This is a genomic window from Microtetraspora malaysiensis (assembly GCF_050947145.1).
GTDB lineage: Bacteria > Actinomycetota > Actinomycetes > Streptosporangiales > Streptosporangiaceae > Microtetraspora_A > Microtetraspora_A malaysiensis.
The window spans coordinates 3,139,093-3,157,214 of the sequence record NZ_CP191998.1 but is presented as its reverse complement, the minus strand read 5'-3'; the positions used below and the strand labels follow the sequence as shown (position 1 = coordinate 3,157,214).

18 protein-coding genes are annotated in these 18,122 nt (G+C 71.8%); 4 read left to right on the top strand and 14 right to left on the bottom strand.

Annotated elements, in window-relative coordinates; translation table 11 throughout:
• The first annotated feature begins 68 nt into the window (after positions 1-68).
• The gene (locus ACQP1V_RS15035) at positions 69-1,691 is read left to right on the top strand and encodes a protein kinase domain-containing protein (protein ID WP_433423162.1); all 1,623 of its coding nucleotides are present in this window, start codon (positions 69-71) and stop codon (positions 1,689-1,691) included.
• 23 nt (positions 1,692-1,714) lie between these two features.
• Here the strand turns inward: ACQP1V_RS15035 and hisG are convergent, their stop codons facing one another.
• The 12 genes from hisG to ACQP1V_RS14975 form a co-directional block, all read right to left on the bottom strand.
• Positions 1,715-2,560 (bottom strand): ATP phosphoribosyltransferase, encoded by an 846-nt coding sequence (gene hisG, locus ACQP1V_RS15030; protein ID WP_067141916.1) that lies wholly within the window; start codon positions 2,558-2,560, stop codon positions 1,715-1,717.
• Between the two features lie 71 nt (positions 2,561-2,631).
• Complete coding sequence (locus ACQP1V_RS15025; RefSeq protein WP_067141912.1) at positions 2,632-2,895, bottom strand: phosphoribosyl-ATP diphosphatase; 264 nt, start codon at positions 2,893-2,895, stop codon at positions 2,632-2,634.
• A 114-nt stretch (positions 2,896-3,009) separates the two neighbouring features.
• A complete protein-coding gene (locus ACQP1V_RS15020) occupies positions 3,010-3,975 on the bottom strand; it encodes an acetylxylan esterase (RefSeq protein ID WP_433423158.1) in 966 nt (321 codons plus the stop codon).
• 168 nt (positions 3,976-4,143) lie between these two features.
• Entirely contained in the window at positions 4,144-6,324 is a 2,181-nt protein-coding gene (locus ACQP1V_RS15015) for a DEAD/DEAH box helicase (protein ID WP_433423155.1), read from the bottom strand.
• Positions 6,325-6,786: 462 nt separating this feature from the next.
• A complete protein-coding gene (locus tag ACQP1V_RS15010) occupies positions 6,787-7,152 on the bottom strand; it encodes a metal-sulfur cluster assembly factor (RefSeq protein ID WP_387416619.1) in 366 nt (121 codons plus the stop codon).
• Between the two features lie 28 nt (positions 7,153-7,180).
• The gene (gene sufU, locus ACQP1V_RS15005; protein WP_387416618.1) at positions 7,181-7,618 is read right to left on the bottom strand and encodes a Fe-S cluster assembly sulfur transfer protein SufU; all 438 of its coding nucleotides are present in this window, start codon (positions 7,616-7,618) and stop codon (positions 7,181-7,183) included.
• Between the two features lie 3 nt (positions 7,619-7,621).
• Positions 7,622-8,884: a cysteine desulfurase gene (locus tag ACQP1V_RS15000; protein WP_433423152.1), complete on the bottom strand. Its 1,263-nt coding sequence runs from the start codon at positions 8,882-8,884 to the stop codon at positions 7,622-7,624.
• Positions 8,884-9,630, bottom strand: a complete 747-nt coding sequence (gene sufC, locus ACQP1V_RS14995) for a Fe-S cluster assembly ATPase SufC (protein ID WP_433423150.1) — start codon at positions 9,628-9,630, stop codon at positions 8,884-8,886. Before sufC ends, ACQP1V_RS15000 begins: the two co-directional genes overlap by 1 nt.
• 3 nt (positions 9,631-9,633) lie before the next feature.
• A complete protein-coding gene (locus tag ACQP1V_RS14990) occupies positions 9,634-9,948 on the bottom strand; it encodes a Rieske (2Fe-2S) protein (protein ID WP_387416616.1) in 315 nt (104 codons plus the stop codon).
• Positions 9,945-11,078 (bottom strand): Fe-S cluster assembly protein SufD, encoded by a 1,134-nt coding sequence (gene sufD / locus ACQP1V_RS14985; protein WP_433423147.1) that lies wholly within the window; start codon positions 11,076-11,078, stop codon positions 9,945-9,947. The genes ACQP1V_RS14990 and sufD overlap by 4 nt, the downstream gene beginning before the upstream one ends.
• On the bottom strand, positions 11,078-12,490 hold the full coding sequence (sufB, locus tag ACQP1V_RS14980; protein WP_433423145.1) for a Fe-S cluster assembly protein SufB: 1,413 nt from the start codon (positions 12,488-12,490) through the stop codon (positions 11,078-11,080). Before sufB ends, sufD begins: the two co-directional genes overlap by 1 nt.
• Positions 12,487-13,290, bottom strand: a complete 804-nt coding sequence (locus ACQP1V_RS14975; RefSeq protein WP_433423142.1) for a helix-turn-helix transcriptional regulator — start codon at positions 13,288-13,290, stop codon at positions 12,487-12,489. Before ACQP1V_RS14975 ends, sufB begins: the two co-directional genes overlap by 4 nt.
• A 290-nt stretch (positions 13,291-13,580) precedes the next feature.
• On the opposite strand from ACQP1V_RS14975, the gene ACQP1V_RS14970 reads away from it, so the two are divergent.
• The 3 genes from ACQP1V_RS14970 to ACQP1V_RS14960 all read left to right on the top strand — a co-directional run bounded on the left by ACQP1V_RS14970 (position 13,581) and on the right by ACQP1V_RS14960 (position 16,349).
• On the top strand, positions 13,581-14,528 hold the full coding sequence (locus ACQP1V_RS14970) for an ABC transporter ATP-binding protein (RefSeq protein WP_433423139.1): 948 nt from the start codon (positions 13,581-13,583) through the stop codon (positions 14,526-14,528).
• Positions 14,525-15,292 carry an ABC transporter permease gene (locus tag ACQP1V_RS14965; protein ID WP_387416612.1) on the top strand — a complete coding sequence of 256 codons (768 nt, stop codon included), beginning with the start codon at positions 14,525-14,527 and terminating at the stop codon, positions 15,290-15,292. The genes ACQP1V_RS14970 and ACQP1V_RS14965 overlap by 4 nt, the downstream gene beginning before the upstream one ends.
• Positions 15,293-15,473: 181 nt before the next feature.
• Positions 15,474-16,349, top strand: a complete 876-nt coding sequence (locus ACQP1V_RS14960) for an EamA family transporter (protein ID WP_433423136.1) — start codon at positions 15,474-15,476, stop codon at positions 16,347-16,349.
• A gap of 35 nt (positions 16,350-16,384) precedes the next feature.
• Here the strand turns inward: ACQP1V_RS14960 and ACQP1V_RS14955 are convergent, their stop codons facing one another.
• Positions 16,385-17,131, bottom strand: coding sequence for a GntR family transcriptional regulator (locus ACQP1V_RS14955; protein ID WP_387416610.1), 747 nt, complete (start codon positions 17,129-17,131; stop codon positions 16,385-16,387).
• Positions 17,109-18,089, bottom strand: a complete 981-nt coding sequence (locus tag ACQP1V_RS14950) for an ornithine cyclodeaminase family protein (RefSeq protein WP_433423134.1) — start codon at positions 18,087-18,089, stop codon at positions 17,109-17,111. The genes ACQP1V_RS14955 and ACQP1V_RS14950 overlap by 23 nt, the downstream gene beginning before the upstream one ends.
• Positions 18,090-18,122 lie beyond the last annotated feature (33 nt).

Genomic DNA, 18,122 nt, shown 5'->3' with positions numbered 1-18,122 from the left:
GCCCGGTCCCCTTGATCCCTCCGTTAGGGTGTTCGTCATCCTTTGACGCTGATGTGTAGGGGGCTGCGGTGAACGGCTGGGTGGGAGTCTCCTCCGTGCTCGGCGACCGCTACCGCCTGGACGCGCCGATCGGCCGGGGCGGGATGGCCGAGGTGTGGCGCGGCCACGACCTGGTCCGCGATCTGCCGGTGGCGGTCAAGGTCTTCGCGGCCGAGGGGTCCGATCCGTCGATGCGGGCCCGGTTCGCCCAGGAAGCGCGCACCGCCGCGCGGGTGGTCCACCCCAACGTGGTCAGCGTGTACGACGTGGGCGAGCACGAGGGGCGGCCGTTCCTCGTGATGGAGCTGCTCTCGGGCCGGAGCCTGGCCGAGGAGCTGGCCGCGCGGGGGCCGCTGGAGGTGGACGAGGTCCGCCGGCTGGTCGGGCAGGTGGCCGTCGCGTTGGACGCCGCACATCGGGCCGGGGTCGTGCACCGCGACATCAAGCCCGCCAACCTGCACCTGACCGACGGCGGCCAGGTCAAGGTGGTCGACTTCGGCATCGCCCGGCTGGCGGACGAGGCGGCGGGACGGCTCACCGCCGTCGGCATGATCGTCGGCACCGCCGCGTACATGTCGCCGGACCAGATCATGGGACGCCCCGGTGACGCGGCCAGCGACATGTACGCCCTCGGCTGCGTGTGCTACGAGCTGCTGTGTGGCCACCCGCCGTTCGCCGGGTCGTCGGCCGAGCTGGTCTTCCAGCACATCCAGCAGCCGCCCCCACCGCCGCGCCGCTTCCGTCCGGAGCTCCCGGCGGACCTGGAGGCGCTGGTGCTGGCGCTGCTGGAGAAGGAGCCGAGCGCCCGGCCGACGGCCGGAGAGGTGATCGCCCGGACCCGGAGCGCCCCGCCCCCGCCTCCCGGCCCGGCGCGGGCCGGCGACACAGCGTTGCTCGACGTGAGCGGCGCCGGGTTCTTCGAGGGGGGCGGCGCGGCCTCCGGCTGGCCTCCGCAGGCCTATCAGGGCGGCGGGGCGCCCACGCAGGGGCACACCGCGCACCCGACCGCCTGGCCGCCCACGTCGGCATACGGCGGGCATCTCGCCTACCCGGACGGCGGCCCGACGGCGCACACGTCCGTCACGCCGGGGCCGTGGTCCTCCGGAAACTCCGGAAACTCCGGACGCCCGAAGCGCGGCGGGATGTCCCGGCGCAAGGGGGCGATGATCGCGGCCGGCGCGGTCGTCCCCGTCCTGGCCGTGGTGTGGCTGGCCTCCCCGTCCTCGACGTCCACGCCCGACGCCGCCGGGGCGGCTCCCACGAGTGCCGCGACGACGCCCGCGCCGGTGCGGCGGAGCCCGTCCGCCACCCCGAGACCGACCCCGTCGGTCACCCCGACGCCGCCGGCTCCGTCTCCGTCGCCCACGAGGGTCGTGAACGGCCCCCTCGCCTGGCTGGCCGGGCTCGCGAGCGCCCTGGCCGCCCAGGAGCAGCAGGGCGGCATCGACTCCGACACGGCCGAGAAGGTACGCGACAAGATCGAGGAGATGCGGGAGAAGATCGCGGACGGCAAGCCCGAGAAGGTGCGCAAGAAGCTGCGCGAGCTCAGCCGGACGATGAACGAGGCGCAGCGGAAGGGCCGGCTGGCCTCAAGCGGCCCGCTGGTCGACTACCTGAACCGGTCCGGCCTCCTCAACGACCACCGGCGCTGATCCCGCTCGCGCGGCGACGGACGTCAGAGCCGGCAGGCGTAGATGGCGGTGATCAGGATGGCCTTCGCGCCGATCTCCCAGAGCTGGTCCATCATCTGCTGGTGGCCCTTGCGCGGCACCATGGCGCGTACGGCGACCCAGCCCTCACGGTGCAGCGGCGACACCGTCGGCCCCTCGACGCCGGGCGTGATCGCGATGGCCTCCTCGATCCGCTCGACCCGGATGTCGTAGTCCATCATCACGTAGTCGCGGGCGACCAGAACGCCCTGGAGCCGCCGGATGAGCTGCTGGAAGCCGTTCGTCTCGGCGGCGCCGGCCCGCTTGATGACCACGGCCTCGGAGTGGGCGATGGGCTCCCCGAAGACCTCCAGGCCGACGTTGCGGAGCGTGGTGCCGGTCTCGACGACGTCGGCGACCGCGTCGGCGACGCCGAGCCGGATCGCCGTCTCGACCGCGCCGTCGAGCTTGATGACCCGCGCGTCGATGCCCTCCTCGGCGAGGTACTTGCCGAGCAGACCGGCGTAGGAGGTGGCGATCCGCAGGCCGGCCAGGTCGGTGACGCTGCTGTACCGTCCGGCGGGCGCGGCGAAGCGGAACGTGGACCGGCCGAAGCCCAGCGGCACGACCTCCTCGGCCGGGGCGCCGGAGTCGAAGAGCATGTCGCGGCCGGTGATGCCGGCGTCGAGCGTGCCTTCGCCGACGTAGACGGCGATGTCGCGGGGACGCAGGAAGAACAGCTCGCAGGAGTTCTCGGGGTCGACGACCACGAGCTCCTTGCTGTCGGTGCGCGGGCGGTACCCCGCCTCTTTCAGGATGGTCTGGGCGGCTTCGGCGAGCGCGCCCTTGTTCGGTACGGCGAGACGCAGCATGGTGTGACGGAACCCCTTCGGGACGCGGATGACGAGGTCATTGGACGCGTTTCGGCCGCCTCGCGGGCGGCCTAGAGATGCTTGTAGACCTCGTCGAGCCCGATGCCGCGCGCCAGCATGAGGACCTGCACGTGGTAGAGGAGCTGGGAGATCTCCTCCGCGGCCCGCTCCGTGGACTCGTGCTCGGCGGCCATCCAGCTCTCGGCGGCCTCCTCGACGACCTTCTTCCCGATGGCATGGACCCCGGCGTCCAGCGCGGCCACGGTGCCCGAGCCCGGGGGCCGGGTGCGCGCCTTCTCCGACAGCTCGGCGTACAGCTCTTCGAAGGTCTTCATGATCTCTTTCAGGGTTGTCGGGCGATGCGGAACCAGCGTAGTCGGTCCGCGTGACCGGCCGCGTGACCGGGCGCGTCTCGTGGGCCTCCGCGCCGTCGCCGGGCCGACGCGAGGTCAGCCGAAGATCTTCTTGGCGATCTTCAGGTGCTCCAGGGCCTCCAGCGACTGGCCGCCCTCGTGCCCGTTGAACGGCCAGACCGAGATGTCCTTGGGACCGGCGTAGTGATTGTAGGCGGCGAAGACGGTCGAGGCCGGGGTGACCTCGTCGCGCAGCCCCACGGAGAACCGGGCGGGCACCGTCGCCCTGGCCGCGAAGTTCGTCCCGTCGAAGTAGGCCAGGGTGGCGAAGACGTCGTCGGCCCGCTCCCGGTTGACCGCGCAGAACCGGCTCAGCTCCCCGTACGGCAGGGCGTCGGTGACCTCGACGGCACGCCGGATGTGGCACATGAACGGCACGTCGACGAAGGCGTAGGAGATCCCGGGCGCGAGCGCGGCGGCGGCCAGGGCCATGCCGCCGCCCTGGCTGGCGCCCGAGACCGCGATGCGCTCCGCGTCCACGGCGGGGTGCGCCCGAGCCGCCTCGACGGCGCGCACCACGTCGGTGTAGAGGCGCCGGTAGTAGTACTCGTCGCGGTCGAGCACGCCGCGGGTCAGCTTCCCGGCGGTCTCGGGGCCGGTCCCGGGCGCGGGGTCGGGTGTGTCCCCCTGCCGCCAGCCGCCGCCCTGGCCCCGGGTGTCCATCACGAACACCGCGTATCCGGCGGACGGCCACAGGAGCCAGTCGTGCGGCAGACCCCGTCCGCCGTTGTAGCCGATGTACTCGACGACGCAGGGCAGCGGCCCGTCCGGCGAGGCTGGGGTGAGCAGCCACCCCTTGATCGGGTGCCCGCCGAACCCGGCGAAGGTCACGTCGTACGCGTCCACGAGCGCGAGGTGGGCGTCGTGGGGTGTGAAGGTGGCCGCGAGGTCGTACGTACGGGCTTCACGCAGGGTCCGCGCCCAGAAGTCGGCGAAGTCGGCGGGCTCATCCCGTTCTGGAAGATAGGCGCGAAGATGGTCGAGCGGCAGGTCGACGAACACAGGGGGACTCCTTACGGCAGGCGCCCGGGCGGCGACAACCTACCGGATCCGGCTCAGGCCCGGATGTCCGCGGGGCTCGTGGAACCGTCGCCCGGAAAACGGCGAGCGCCGGTGCCCCGTACGGGACACCGGCGCAGCACAACCGCGAAGAGCGGTCGGAATCAGGTCTCAGCGACCGTAGCGGTTGCCGGAGTGGCCTCCGGCGCGCCCGCCGGGGCGGCCACCCTGCCGGAACCCGCCGCCACGCGGCGTGCGGAAGTCGCCGCGGCTGTCCGGGCGGCGCTCGCCGTCACGGTGGCCGCCGCGCTCGCCGTCCCGGGAGCCGCCACGCTGCTCGGGGCGGCCCTCCCCACTCTGGCCGCGCGACTGATCGCGGAACCCGCCGTGTGAGCCCCGGCCCTCGCCGAAGGAGCCACGCGAGCGGTCCCCCTGGTAGCCGCGGTCGCCGCGGTTCTGGCGCCCGTCACGATCGCCCCGGTAGGAGCCGCCGTCCCGGTCGCCGCGGAAGGGGCGGTCTCCCTGGCCGCGACGGTCGCCCTGGTACGAACCGCTCTCACGGTCGCCCCGGTACGAACCACTCTCACGGCCGCCCCGGTAGGAGCCGCCGTCGCGGTCCTGGCGGAACGGGCGGTCGTTGCGGTCGTTGCGGTCGCCCCGATAGGAGCGGTCACGGTCGTCGCGGAACGGACGGTCGCCGCCCTCCCGGTCGCCCTTGACCGGACGGTCGCCACCGTCCCGGTCGCCCTTGAACGGACGGTCGTCCCGGCCCTGACGCTCGTCACGGAACGGACGGCGCTCGCGGTCGTCGCGGAACGGACGGTCGCCGCCGTCGCGGTGACCGCGGAACGGGCGGCCCTCACGACGCTCGTGGCCTTCACCGGTCTCGCGGTCCGCGCCGAAGGAACGGCCCTCCTGGTCGCCCCGGAAGCCCCGGCCGTCACGGTCGAACCGGCGCTCCCTGCGGTCGCCGAAGCGGCGGGGACGGCCCTCGCCGGCCGGGCCCTCACGGCGCGGCCGCAGCGGCTTGCGCACGTCGGGCTCCCAGACGGGGATCGCCTCGCCGCTGGGCTGCCGCGCGCCGGCGACCTCGGCGAGCACCTCGTCACCGGGGCGCACCCGGTGCCGCGACGGCGTGATGCCGGCGCGCCGGGTCATCGCGTCGGTGGAGCGGCGCTCGTTCGGCATGACGAGCGTCACGACGCTGCCGCTCTCGCCCGCGCGGGCCGTACGGCCGCCGCGGTGCAGGTAGCTCTTGTGGTCCATCGGAGGATCGACGTGGAGCACCAGGCTGACGTCGTCGACGTGGATGCCCCGGGCCGCCACGTCGGTGCAGACCAGCACCTTCACGTTGCCCTCGCGGAACTCCCCGAGGATGCGGGTGCGCTGGTTCTGCCGCTTGCCGCCGTGCAGGCCGCCGGCCCGGACACCGACGCGGGCGAGCTGCTTGACGACGCGGTCCACCCCGTGCTGGGTGCGCACGAACAGGATCGTGCGGCCCTCGCGGTTGGCGATCTCGGCGGTCACGTCGACCTTGTCGTCCCGGTGGACCTGGAGGAGGTGGTGCTCCATGGTCGCCACCGACGAGGCCGCCGGAGCGAGCGAGTGGGTCACCGGGTCGGTGAGGAACTTCTGGACGAGCTTGTCCACGTCGCCGTCGAGCGTGGCGGAGAAGAGCAGCCGCTGCCCGTCGGAGGGGGTGGCATTCAGGATCGCGCTCACCACGGGGAAGAAGCCGAGGTCGCACATGTGGTCGGCCTCGTCGAGCACGGTGACCTGGACGTCCTGGAGCGAGCACTCGCCCTGCTCCATGAGGTCGGTGAGGCGTCCGGGCGTGGCCACGACGATCTCGACGCCCCGGCGCAGCGACTCGATCTGCCGTCCCATCGACATGCCGCCGACGACGGTCCTGGTGCGCAGCGACAGGCCCCGGCCCAGCGGCTCAAGGGTGTCGGCGACCTGGAGGGCCAGCTCGCGGGTGGGGACGAGGATGATGGCGAGCGGGCGCTTGGGCAGCGCGCGCTCCCCGGCGATGCGGGCCATGGTCGGCAGGCCGAAGGCGAGCGTCTTGCCCGAGCCGGTCTGCCCGCGGCCGAGGACGTCGTGGCCGGCGAGGACGTCGGGGATCGCCGCGCTCTGGATGGGGAACGGCTCGGTGATGCCGTCCCTGGCCAGCCCGGAGACGAGCGGCCGCGGCAGGCCGAGCGACGCGAAGTCCCCGGCGCCGGACGGCGCGGAGGAGACGTCGGAGGAGGGAGCCGCCTCGGACGGGGCGGCGGCGTCGTCCTCGGGCGAGGACGCGGGGGAAACATGGCCAGCGTCAAGCATGGTCACGAGGTTCGTGCCTTTCATCGAAGTCAACGTGTCGAAACACGGGGGCGCGTCACTTCTGCGAAAGGACGAGCCAGGACATAGGTACGGCGGCGCCGTACTTCATTCATTCAGTACGCAGGGGTGTTCATGGGCGGGGCTTCCAGGATCGTTTCCTGGACGGACACAAAGTCCGGCGCCACCGAGCACTCCGGCGGGCTGGCCCCTGCGTCAGGCGGTGGTTCCGCGTGATGCGCGCGTCGCGCGGTGCGGTACCACGGTCAATCCGGCGACCTCGGCGTTCCCGCAGTCGTGCCGGTCACCCGCATGGATGCGAGCGGCCTTGTCACGGACACCGTCATTCAAGTCGCTTCGGGCATAACGAGATGCAACCCTACACCATTCCCTCAGCCACCAACATCACGGTAAAGACCGCCGGGCGGTGGCACGAGAACGGGCCGACCCCCGGCCGGGAAGCCCGAGGTCGGCCCGAGAAAAGCCTGGTCAGACGTTGAAGCCCAGCATCCGGAGCTGCTCGCGGCCCTCGTCGCTGATCTTGTCCGGGCCCCACGGCGGGAGCCACACCCAGTTGATCACAACACTGGACGCGAGGTCGGCGAGGGCCGAGTTGGCCTGGTCCTCGATGACATCGGTCAGCGGGCAGGCCGCGCTGGTCAGCGTCATGTCGATGGTGGCGACGGGCCGCTCGCCCTCGCCCGCGGGGTCGAGGTTGACCCCGTAAATGAGGCCGAGGTCGACCACGTTGATCCCCAGCTCGGGGTCCACAACGTCCTTCAGCGCCTCCAGGACGTCGTCGAGGGAGATCTCTCCGTCGAACGCCACCGTGGGGGTCTCGGTCGGCTTGCTCACGCCATCCTCCTTACGTTCGTTCGAGCGGTCACGCCTGGCTCCGCAGCACGGCGTCCTTGTAGGCCATCCAGGACAGCAGCGCGCACTTGACCCGGGCGGGGAACTTCGCCACTCCGGCGAAGGCGACCGCGTCGCCGAGCACGTCCTCGTCGGCCTCGATCTGGCCTCGCCCCTGCATGAGCCGGGTGAACTCGTCGACCACTGAGAGGGACTCCTCGATCGTGGAGCCGGTGGCGAGCTCGTGCAGCACGGAGGCCGCCGCCTGACTGATCGAGCAGCCCTGCCCGTCGTAGGAGACGTCCACCACCTTGCCGCCGTCGCCCAGCTTCACCCGCAGCGTGACCTCGTCGCCGCAGGTCGGGTTCACATGGTGCACCTCTGCGTCGAACGGCTCACGCAGCCCGCGGCCCTGCGGGTGCTTGTAGTGCTCCAGGATGAGTTCCTGGTACATGGATTCAGCGATCATGGCTCAGCCGAACACCTTCTGGACATGGTGGAGGCCGCGAACCAGAGCGTCGACCTCGGCCGTCGTGTTGTACAGGTAGAACGACGCCCGAGTGGTCGCGGGAATTCCGAACCGCAGGTGCAGCGGTCGGGCGCAGTGGTGTCCTACCCGTACGGCAACGCCGAACACGTCGTCCAAGATCTGGCCGACGTCGTGCGGGTGGATGCCCTCAAGCGTGAACGAGACCGTGCCGCCGCGCGCGATGACGGTGCGCGGCCCGACGATCCGCAGGCCGGGGATCTCCCCCAGCGCGTCGAGAGCGTAGCCGGTGAGCTCCCGCTCGTGCTGCTTGATCGCGTCCATGCCGATCGACGTCAGGTAGTCGACCGCGGCGCCGAGGCCGACGGCCTCGACGATCGGCGGCGTCCCGGCCTCGAACTTGTGCGGCACGGGGGCGTAGGTCGAGTGGTCCATCCAGACCGCCTCGATCATCTCGCCGCCGCCGAGGAACGGCGGCATGGCCTCGAGCAGCTCGCGGCGGCCCCACAGCACGCCGATGCCGGACGGGCCGAGCATCTTGTGCCCGGTGAAGGCGACGAAGTCGACGTCGAGGTCGGTCACGTCCACCTGCTGGTGGGGCACCGACTGCGAGGCGTCGACCATCATCAGCGCGCCGACCTCGCGGGCCCGGTCCAGGATCGGCGAGATCGAGTTCACCGTGCCGAGCACGTTCGACTGGTGGACGATCGAGACGATCTTGGTGCGCTCGTTGACCAGCTCGTCGAGGTTGTCCAGGGAGAGACGGCCCTCGTCGGTGACGGAGAACCAGCGCAGCGTCGCGCCCGTGCGCTGGGCCAGGAACTGCCACGGCACGATGTTGGAGTGGTGCTCCATCTCCGTGATGACGATCTCGTCGCCGGGGCCGATCCGGAACCGCTCGTCGGTGTTGGTCGGGTTGCCGAAGGAGTACGCCACCACGTTGATCGCCTCGGAGGCGTTCTTGGTGAAGACGATCTCGTCGCGCGACGACGCGCCCACGAACGCGGCGATCTTGTCGCGGGCCCCCTCGTACGCCTCCGTGGACTCGCTGCCGAGCGCGTGCAGCGCCCGGCCGACGTTGCCGTAGTGCTGGGCCAGGTGCTCGCGCATGGTGTCGATCACCTGGGCCGGCTTCTGGGAGGAGTTGCCCGAGTCGAGGTAGACCAGGGGCCGACCGCCGGGCAGCTCGCGCGAGAGGATCGGGAAATCCTTCCTGACCCTCTCCACGTCGAAGCTCGGAACGCTCATTACGCGGACGCCTTCACGTAGGACTCGTAACCCTCGGCCTCCAGCTTGTCGGCCAGCTCGGGGCCGCCCTCCTCGACGACCCGGCCGCCGGCGAAGACGTGTACGAAGTCGGGCTTCACATAGCGCAGGATGCGGGTGTAGTGGGTGATCAGCAGCACGCCGGTGTCGCCGGAGGCGCGGAACCGGTTGATGCCCTCGGAGACGACGCGCAGCGCGTCCACGTCGAGGCCGGAGTCGGTCTCGTCCAGGACGGCGATCTTCGGCTTGAGGAGCTCGAGCTGGAGGATCTCGTGCCGCTTCTTCTCACCGCCGGAGAAGCCCTCGTTGGTGTTGCGCTGGGCGAAGGCCGGGTCGATGGACAGGGCGTCCATGCCGTTCTTCAGGTCCTTGGCGAACTCACGCAGCTTGGGGGCCTCGCCGCGCACGGCGGTGACCGCGGAGCGCAGGAAGTTGGAGACGCTCACGCCGGGCACCTCGACCGGGTACTGCATCGCGAGGAAGAGACCGGCCCGGGCCCGCTCGTCCACCGACATGGCGAGCAGGTCCTCGCCGTCGAGCAGCACGGTTCCGGAGGTGACGGTGTACTTCGGGTGACCCGCGATCGCGTACGCGAGGGTGGACTTGCCGGAGCCGTTCGGCCCCATGATCGCGTGGGTCTCGTTCGAGCTGATGGTCAGGTTGACGCCGCGCAGGATCTCCTTGTCGCCCACTGCGACGTGCAGGTCACGAATCTCAAGGGTTGACATGTATTACTCCTTCGAGAGCGAGACGTACACGTCGTCGCCGTCAATCTTGACTCGGTAGACGTTCACGGGCTTGGTGGCGGGCGGGCCGGTGGACTTGCCGGAGCGCAGGTCGAAGCACGAGCCGTGCAGCCAGCACTCCAGGGTGTGGTCGTAGACCTCGCCCTCGCTCAGCTTCACCTCCGCGTGCGAGCACACGTCGTGCAGCGCGAAGACCTCGCCGCCGGTGCGGACGAGCGCGACCGGGGTGTCCCCCACCTCGACGCCCAGGGCGCCGTCGTCGGGGATGTCGCTGACCTTGCAGACCTTCTCGAAACTCATCGCGCGAGCTCAGCCTCCACCGCGGACAGCACCCGCTCGCGGATCTCCTCGACCTCGATCTTCTCCAGGAGCTGGGCGAAGAAGCCGTGCACCACGAGACGCCGGGCCTCGTCGTACGGGATGCCCCGAGCCTGCAGGTAGAAGATGTGCTCGTCGTCGAGACGGCCGGAGGCGGAGGCGTGGCCCGCCCCGGCGACCTCGCCGGTGAGGATCTCCAGGTTGGGCACCGAGTCGGCGCGGGCGCCGTCGGTGAGCAGGAGGTTCCGGTTGAGCTCGTAGGTGTCGGTACCCTCGGCCTCGGCCCGGATGATCACATCGCCGATCCACACGGAGTGCGCCCCGTCGCCCTGCAGCGCGCCCTTGTAGGTCACGTTGCTGCGGCAGTTGGGCACCCCGTGGTCCACCCAGAGACGGTGCTCCAGGTGCTGCCCGGCGTCCACGAAGTAGAGCCCGGTCAGGTCGGCGTCGCCGCCCGGAGCGGTGTACGACACGGACGGCGAGAGCCGTACGAGGTCGCCGCCGAGCGTCACCACGAAGGACCGGAACGTCGCGTCCTTGCCGAGCTGCGCGTGGTGGTGGGAGACGTGGACGGCGCCGTCGGCCCAGTCCTGCAGGCTGACGACCTTGAGGGTCGCGCCCTCGCCGATCGCGAACTCGACGTTGTCGGCGTAGACGGCGCCGCCGGTGTGGTCGAGGACCAGCACCGCCTGCGCCATCGGCTCGACCCGGACCACGATGTGGCCGTAGGTGGCCCCGTGACCCGCGCCCTCGCCGAGGCCGCGCACGTTGACCACGGTCGGCCGGGAGGCCACGACCTCCCGGGGCACCGTGATGACGGTCGCCTTCTCGAACGACGCGTACGCCTGCGCGCTGACCCGGTCGGACGGCACGTAGGCGGCGCCGATCCTGGCGTCGTCACGGGTGACCGTCTCCACGGTCACCTCGGGTGCGGCGTCCACCTCGACCACGACGTTGCCCACGGGCGCGGCCGTGCCGTCGTGGAGCCCCTTGAGGCGGGACAGCGGCGTGAACCGCCACTCCTCCTCGCGGCCGGTCGGCACCGGGAAGTCGGCCGGGTCGTACGACGACTCCGCGTGGAGCTTGGACACCGGCATCGTTTCCAGACCCATCAGCCGACGGCCCCTTCCATCTGCAGCTCGATCAGGCGGTTCAGCTCCAGGGCGTACTCCATCGGGAGCTCCCTGGCGATCGGCTCGACGAAGCCGCGCACGATCATCGCCATCGCCTCGTCCTCGTTCATGCCGCGGCTCATCAGGTAGAAGAGCTGGTCCTCGGACACCTTGGAGACCGTGGCCTCGTGCCCCATCGACACGTCGTCCTCGCGGACGTCCACGTAGGGGTAGGTGTCGGAGCGGCTGATCTGGTCCACCAGCAGCGCGTCGCACTTCACCGTGGACGCCGATCCGGCCGCGCCCTCCTCGATCTGGACGAGGCCGCGGTAGGACGTGCGGCCGCCGCCCCGGGCGACGGACTTGGACACGATCGTGCTCGACGTCTTGGGCGCGAGGTGCACCATCTTGGCGCCGGCGTCCTGGTGCTGGCCCTCACCCGCGAAGGCCACCGACAGGGTCTCGCCCTTGGCGTGCTCGCCCATCAGGTAGACCGCCGGGTACTTCATCGTGACCTTGGAGCCGATGTTGCCGTCGATCCACTCCATGGTCGCGCCCTCGTACGCCACGGCGCGCTTGGTGACCAGGTTGTAGACGTTGTTCGACCAGTTCTGGATGGTCGTGTACCGGCAGCGGGCGTTCTTCTTCACGATGATCTCGACGACCGCGGAGTGCAGCGAGTCGGACGAGTAGATCGGCGCGGTGCAGCCCTCGACGTAGTGGACGTAGGAGTTCTCGTCCACGATGATCAGGGTCCGCTCGAACTGGCCCATGTTCTCGGTGTTGATCCGGAAGTAGGCCTGGAGCGGGATCTCCACGTTCACGTTCGGCGGCACGTAGATGAAGGAGCCGCCCGACCAGACCGCGGTGTTCAGCGAGGCGAACTTGTTGTCGCCGACCGGGATCACCGAGCCGAAGTACTCCTTGAAGAGCTCCTCGTGCTCGCGCAGGCCGGTGTCGGTGTCGACGAAGATGACGCCCTTCTCCTCAAGGTCCTCACGGATCTTGTGGTAGACGACCTCCGACTCGTACTGAGCGGCCACACCCGCGATCAGGCGCTGCTTCTCCGCGTCGGGGATGCCGAGCTTGTCGTAGGTGTTCTTGATGTCGGCGGGCAGTTCGTCCCAGGAAGCGGCCTGCTTCTCGGTGGACCGGACGAAGTACTTGATGTTGTCGAAATCGATGCCGGACAGGTCCGAGCCCCACGTCGGCATCGGCTTCTTCCCGAACAGCCGCAGGCCCTTGAGGCGCAGGTCGAGCATCCACTCCGGCTCGTTCTTGAGCTCGGAGATGTTGCGCACGACCTCCTCGGACAGGCCACGGCGGGCCGCGGCACCGGCCGCATCCGAGTCGGCCCAGCCGAACTTGTAATTCCCGAGGCCTTCCAGCTCCGGGCGGTCGGTGACAGTCACCTTCCGGACTCCTTGCTCGTCGTTTCAGGACTGCGCGCGTGCCGTACGGCCAGCGCGTGAGGACTCACGTGTGTGGTGCAGACCCCGTCGCCGTTGGCGATCGTGGCCAGTCGTTGCACCGGTGTGCCGAGCAGCTGCCCGAACGCCTCCGTCTCGGCCTCGCACAGCTGCGGGAACTTCGCGGCGACGTGGGCGACCGGGCAGTGGTGCTGGCAGAGCTGCTCGCCTCCTATGACCGTCTCCGTGGCGGAGGCGGCATAGCCCTCGGCGGACAGCGCCTCGGCCAGCACGCGGATCCGCTGGTCGGCGGGGACCTCGCGCATGACCGACTCCAGCCGGTCGACCAGGCCGGCGACCTGTGCCCGCGCGAACTCGGACACGGCCTCGTCGCCGAGCCGCTCGGCCAGGAAGCGCAACGCGCTGCCCGCCAGGTCGTCGTAGGCGTGGACGAAGGCGCTGCGGCCCGCGTCGGTGATCGCGAACAGCTTGGCCGGCCGGCCCCTTCCCCGCTGGCCGCGCGGCCGCGCCGTACGGGGTGCGATCATCCCGTCGGCGAGCAGCGCGTCCAGGTGGCGGCGGACGGCCGCGGGGGTGAGCCCCAGCCGTTCGCCCAGGTCGGCGGCGGTCACCGGACCGTGTTCGAGGATGAGACGCGCGACCCGCGCCCGCGTGCCGCGCTCGGCGGACAACGCGCTCCCCACTGCGATCTCGGCCCTGCTCTCGGTCGTGTTGCCGGGCACGCCGGAACGCCGCGTCGCCGCGGCACCCTCGACGCTCGTCTTCCCGGACACGTATTTCACAACATCAGTGTGCCGTAATTCCTTCCCGCGCCACAAACGAAGGTAGGAGCAGTCAGGAATGCAATTTGTCACGCAGGGTAGGCTTACCTAACACACTTGCCCGGCGTCGCGGCGACGCCCGACGCCGCGCGCGATCAGGGCTCCGGCGGCCCGGGCACCCCGCCGCCTCCCTAGACTCGTCTCGTCAAGAAGTGTGTCCCATCTGGCTGGGGGGAGGCCGGGAGCGTGCGGACTTCCGGCTGCGAGCCCCCGCGTCTGCCATGGTGCGGACGGCAGGCAGGAGAACCATGATGCCGGACGCCGCGAACACGCGACCCGCGGCGGGCGCCGACGGCACGCCCGCGGTCGAGGTGCGCGACCTGGTCAAGCGTTACGGCCGCACCACCGCGGTCGACGGCCTGACGCTGTCCTGCGCGCGCGGCCGGGTGACCGCGATCCTCGGCCCCAACGGGGCGGGGAAGACGTCCACCATCGAGATCTGCGAGGGCTTCCGCCACGCCGACGGCGGTGAGGTGCGCGTGCTGGGCCTCCCTCCGTCCGACCGGTCGCTCAGGGCCCGGGTCGGCGTGATGCTCCAGTCCGGTGGCGTGCCGCCCGCGATGCGCGCCGGCGAGTGGCTGCGCCTCATGGCCCGGTTCCACGCCCACCCGCTCGACCCCGCCGCACTGCTGGACCGGCTCGGCCTCACCGAGCACGCGCGCACGCCGTACCGGCGGCTGTCCGGCGGGCAGCAGCAGCGGCTGTCACTGGCCGGGGCGATCGTGGGGCGGCCCGAGCTGGTCTTCCTCGACGAGCCCACGGCGGGCCTCGACCCCCAGGCCAGATACGCCTGCTGGGACGTGGTCACCGGCCTGCGCGAGGCCGGGGTCTCGGTCGTCCTCACCACGCACTTCATGGACGAGGCGGAGAAGCTCGCCGACCAGGTGATCATCATCGACCACGGACGGGTCGTCGCCGCCGGGACCCCCGCCACGCTGACCGGCGCCGAGCGCCAGCTCCGGTTCCGGGCCCGCCCGGGGCTGAACCTCGACGAGCTGCTCAGCGCCCTCCCCGAGGGGAGCGCCGCCAAGGAGTCGCCCGCCGGGCACTACATCATCGAGGGGCAGGTCGCACCCGGCCTGCTCGCCACGGTCACCGCCTGGTGCGCCAGCGAAGGGGTCACGGCCGAGGACCTCAGCATCGAGCGGCGCACCCTCGAAGACGTCTTCCTCGAACTCACCGGCCGGGAGCTGCGATGACCACGACGCTCGACTTCGCCCCCCGGCCCGGGGCCGCCCCGCTGCCGCGGATGGTGCTGGCGCAGGCGGGGGCGGAGATGCGCGCCATGCTCCGCAACGGCGAGCAGCTGCTGCTCACCCTGATCATCCCCGTGCTGCTGCTCGTCGGGTTCTCGCGGGCACCGCTGATCAACGTGTCCGGGGCCCGGGTCGACTTCGTCACGCCCGGCGTCCTCGCGCTCGCCGTCATGTCCACCGCGTTCACCGGCCAGGCCATCGCCACCGGGTTCGAACGGCGCTACGGCGTACTCAAGCGGCTCGGGGCCTCCCCGCTGTCCCGGCCCGGCCTGCTGCTCGCCAAGACCGCGGCCGTGCTGGGCGTGGAGGTCATCCAGGTCGCGGTGATCTCCGCGGTCGCGCTGGCCATGGGCTGGTCCCCGCACGGAAACCCGCTCTGGATCGCGCTGCTGATCGTGCTCGGCACAGCCGCCTTCAGCGGCCTGGGCCTGCTGATCGCGGGCACGCTCCGGGCCGAGGCCACGCTCGCCGCGGCCAACCTCGTCTACCTCGTCCTGCTGGGGCTGGGCGGCGTCGTGTTCCCCGTCGCCAGGTTCCCCGAAGGGGTACGCCCGATCCTTGAGCTGCTGCCGATCACCGCGCTGACGAACGGGATGCGCTCGGTGCTCGCCTCCGGCGGCGGCTTCCCGGCCGGTCCGGTGCTCGTGCTGCTGGCATGGGCCGTGGTCACGCTCGCGGTGGCCTCCCGCACCTTCCGCTGGGAATGACGCCCGCCGGGCCCACCTCGGTGCGGTGCGACCTGGGCCGGGGCGATAGGTTCTGACGCTCGGGTCGAGTGGCCGGCGCCGTCTTCGAGAGGCGTACGGCGGACGTTTTGGGAGGTGGCGGCCGGATGACGGCTGAACCCGTGGGGGGGCGGCGGAGCCGTACCGGATCGGACCGTTCCGTATGGGGCGCGGCGGGATGCGCCCGGGCGCGCTGCTGCGGGCGGCGTCGGACTCGATCCCGCCGCCGGGGCTGGTGCTACTCGCGGTCCTGTCGGTGCAGGTCGGGGCCGGGCTGGCCAAGAACCTCTTCGCCGAGCTGCCACCGACCGCCGTGGTGTTCCTGCGCATCGCGATCGGCGCGGTCATCCTCGTGCCCGTCGCCCGGCCCCGGCTGAAGGGGCTCACCCGGCGCGACCTCGCCGTCGGCGTGGCCTTCGGGCTCAGCCTCGGCCTCATGAACCTGTCCTTCTACGAGGCGCTGGCCCGGCTGCCCATGGGCATCGCGGTCACGATCGAGTTCATCGGGCCGCTCACCGTGGCCGTCGTGGCGTCGCGGCGGCGGCTCGACCTGGTGTGGGTCGCGCTGGCCGCCGCCGGGGTGGTCCTGCTCGCCCCGTGGGGCCAGGCGGGCGGCGCCAACTGGGTGGGCATCGGATTCGCCGCGCTCGCGGGCGCCCTGTGGGCCGCCTACATCGTGCTGTCGGCCGCCACCGGCGCCCGGTTCCCGGGGTCGAGCGGGCTCGCGCTCGCCATGGTCGTCGCCACGATCGCCGTCGCCCCCGTCGGGGTGGCCTCCGGCGGCGCCGACCTGCTGCGTCCGGAGATCCTTCTCCTGGGAGCCGGGGTCGGGCTGCTCTCCTCGGTCATCCCGTACACGATCGAGCTGGAGGCCCTGCGAAGGATGCCGAAGCGGGTCTTCGGCATCCTCATGAGCCTCGAACCCGCCGTCGCCGCGCTGGTCGGCCTCCTCCTGCTCGGGGAGCTCCTGCAGGCCCGCGAGTGGGCGGCGATCGGCTGCGTGGTCGCCGCCTCGATCGGCGCGACCCGCTCCGGCTGAGCCGCCCCTGAGCCCCCTGGGGCGCCCTGGGGCGCCTACGCCTCCGGCTCTTCCGGGGCCGGCCGGGTCTCGGGCCTGCTTTCCGGTTTGTCCGCCCAGATGCCGCGTACGTGCTGGATGTGGTGGCTCATGACGCGCTCCGCCGCCCCGGCGTCGCCGCGGACCAGGGCGTCCACGATGGCGACGTGCTCGCGGGCCGAGTCGATCAGTATGCCGCGCTCGGCCAGGCCGCGCAGGCCGTACAGGCGGGCCCGCCCACGCAGGTCGCGGATCACCTCGACGAGGTGGGTGTTGCCGGAGAGGCTCAGCAGCCCCAGGTGGAAGCGCAGGTCGGCGTTGACGTAGGCGATCAGGTCACCGCGCCGGGCCGCCGCGACGATCTCCTCGGCGACCGGCCGCAGCGCCTCGAAGTCGGCGGCCGGGCGGCGGCCGGCCAGCCGGGCCACGGTCGGGACCTCGATGAGCTGGCGGACCTCGGTGATCTCGTCGAGGTCGCGGTCGGTCATCTCGGTCACCCGGAAACCCTTGTTGCGCACCGCCTCGACCAGGCCCTCCTTGGCCAGGTCGAGCATCGCCTCGCGCACGGGGGTCGCGGAGACGCCGAACTGGGCGGCGAGCACCGGCGCCGAGTAGACCACGCCCGGCCGCATCTCACCCGCGACGAGGGCGTCCCGCAGCGCCTGCGCCACCTGCTCGCGCAGGCTCTGCCGCTCGCCCACCAACGGCAGGCCGAGCCCGTCCGCGGCCGAAGGCGCCATGTCATAACCCTCTTTCGTGCTCACCGGAGATCTCCCCACGGGCGGTCCACGCGTCATACGCCGCGGAGGCGACCGCCAGGTCCTGCCAGGCCATGCCCACGCTCTTGAAGACGGCGGGGCCCGGCCCGGGCGCCACCCGGCCGGCGACGAGGTCGGCGAGGTTTCCGGCGAGGTGGTCAGCCGTGATCCTACCGGCCCGCAACGGGACGACCAGGTCACCCGCCTCCGCCAGGGCCGCCGTACGGGCCTCCACGACGACGACGGAGCGGGCGACGAGGTCGTCGTCCAGTTCGCGCGCGTCCGGCTCGTGCGAGCCGACGGCGACCACGACCGCGCGGTCGCGCACCAGGCCGCCGGGGAACAGCGGCGTCCGCGCGGTGGTGCAGCAGGCGACCAGGTCGGCCTCCTCGACCGCCCGCCGCCAGGCGGGATCGGACGCCGGATGGGAGCGGGCGGTCAGCCCGGCGGCGGCGCACCGCCGCGCCAGCCCGGCCGCGCGCTCCGGGTCGCGGGCCACCACGGTGACCTCCTCCACCGGGCGCACCCCGCGCAGGGCCGTCACGTGCCCCCACGCCTGCGGTCCGGAGCCGAACACGACGAGCGAGCGGGCGTCCGGCGGCGCGAGCCGCCGTACGGCGAGCGCCGAGACGGCGGGGGTGCGCAACGTGGTCAGCGCGGTGCCGTCCATCGTGGCGAGCGGGGTGAGCGTGGCGCCGTCGAGCAGCAGGTAGAGGGCCTGGATCCGAGGCAGCCCGCGCGCCGGGTTGCCCGGGGCCACCGTGGCCACCTTCACGCCCGCGTACGGCCCGGAGGAGGCCGGCATGAGGAGGAACTGCCCCGCCGGGACGTCGACCACCGGGCGCGGCGGGGCCTGCTCGGGGTCGAGTCCGCCGCGCAGCGCCTCCTCCAGGGCTTCCACGGCCCGGCCGGGAGGCACGAGCCGGTCGATCGTGTCGCCGTCCAGGTGGGGCAGGCCGTTCATCCGGGTTTTCTCCTCATTTCGCCGCCGTCTCGC

Excerpts from the sequence above, each read along its gene's own strand:
- hisG (WP_067141916.1), bottom strand. The coding sequence starts at position 2,560 with ATGCTGCGTCTCGCCGTACCGAACAAGGGCGCGCTCGCCGAAGCCGCC.
- ACQP1V_RS15025 (WP_067141912.1), bottom strand. The coding sequence starts at position 2,895 with ATGAAGACCTTCGAAGAGCTGTACGCCGAGCTGTCGGAGAAGGCGCGC.
- ACQP1V_RS15015 (WP_433423155.1), bottom strand. The coding sequence starts at position 6,324 with ATGAAAGGCACGAACCTCGTGACCATGCTTGACGCTGGCCATGTTTCC.
- sufU (WP_387416618.1), bottom strand. The coding sequence starts at position 7,618 with ATGATCGCTGAATCCATGTACCAGGAACTCATCCTGGAGCACTACAAG.
- ACQP1V_RS15000 (WP_433423152.1), bottom strand. The coding sequence starts at position 8,884 with ATGAGCGTTCCGAGCTTCGACGTGGAGAGGGTCAGGAAGGATTTCCCG.
- sufC (WP_433423150.1), bottom strand. The coding sequence starts at position 9,630 with ATGTCAACCCTTGAGATTCGTGACCTGCACGTCGCAGTGGGCGACAAG.
- ACQP1V_RS14990 (WP_387416616.1), bottom strand. The coding sequence starts at position 9,948 with ATGAGTTTCGAGAAGGTCTGCAAGGTCAGCGACATCCCCGACGACGGC.
- sufD (WP_433423147.1), bottom strand. The coding sequence starts at position 11,078 with ATGGGTCTGGAAACGATGCCGGTGTCCAAGCTCCACGCGGAGTCGTCG.
- ACQP1V_RS14970 (WP_433423139.1), top strand. The coding sequence starts at position 13,581 with ATGCCGGACGCCGCGAACACGCGACCCGCGGCGGGCGCCGACGGCACG.
- ACQP1V_RS14965 (WP_387416612.1), top strand. The coding sequence starts at position 14,525 with ATGACCACGACGCTCGACTTCGCCCCCCGGCCCGGGGCCGCCCCGCTG.
- ACQP1V_RS14960 (WP_433423136.1), top strand. The coding sequence starts at position 15,474 with ATGGGGCGCGGCGGGATGCGCCCGGGCGCGCTGCTGCGGGCGGCGTCG.
- ACQP1V_RS14950 (WP_433423134.1), bottom strand. The coding sequence starts at position 18,089 with ATGAACGGCCTGCCCCACCTGGACGGCGACACGATCGACCGGCTCGTG.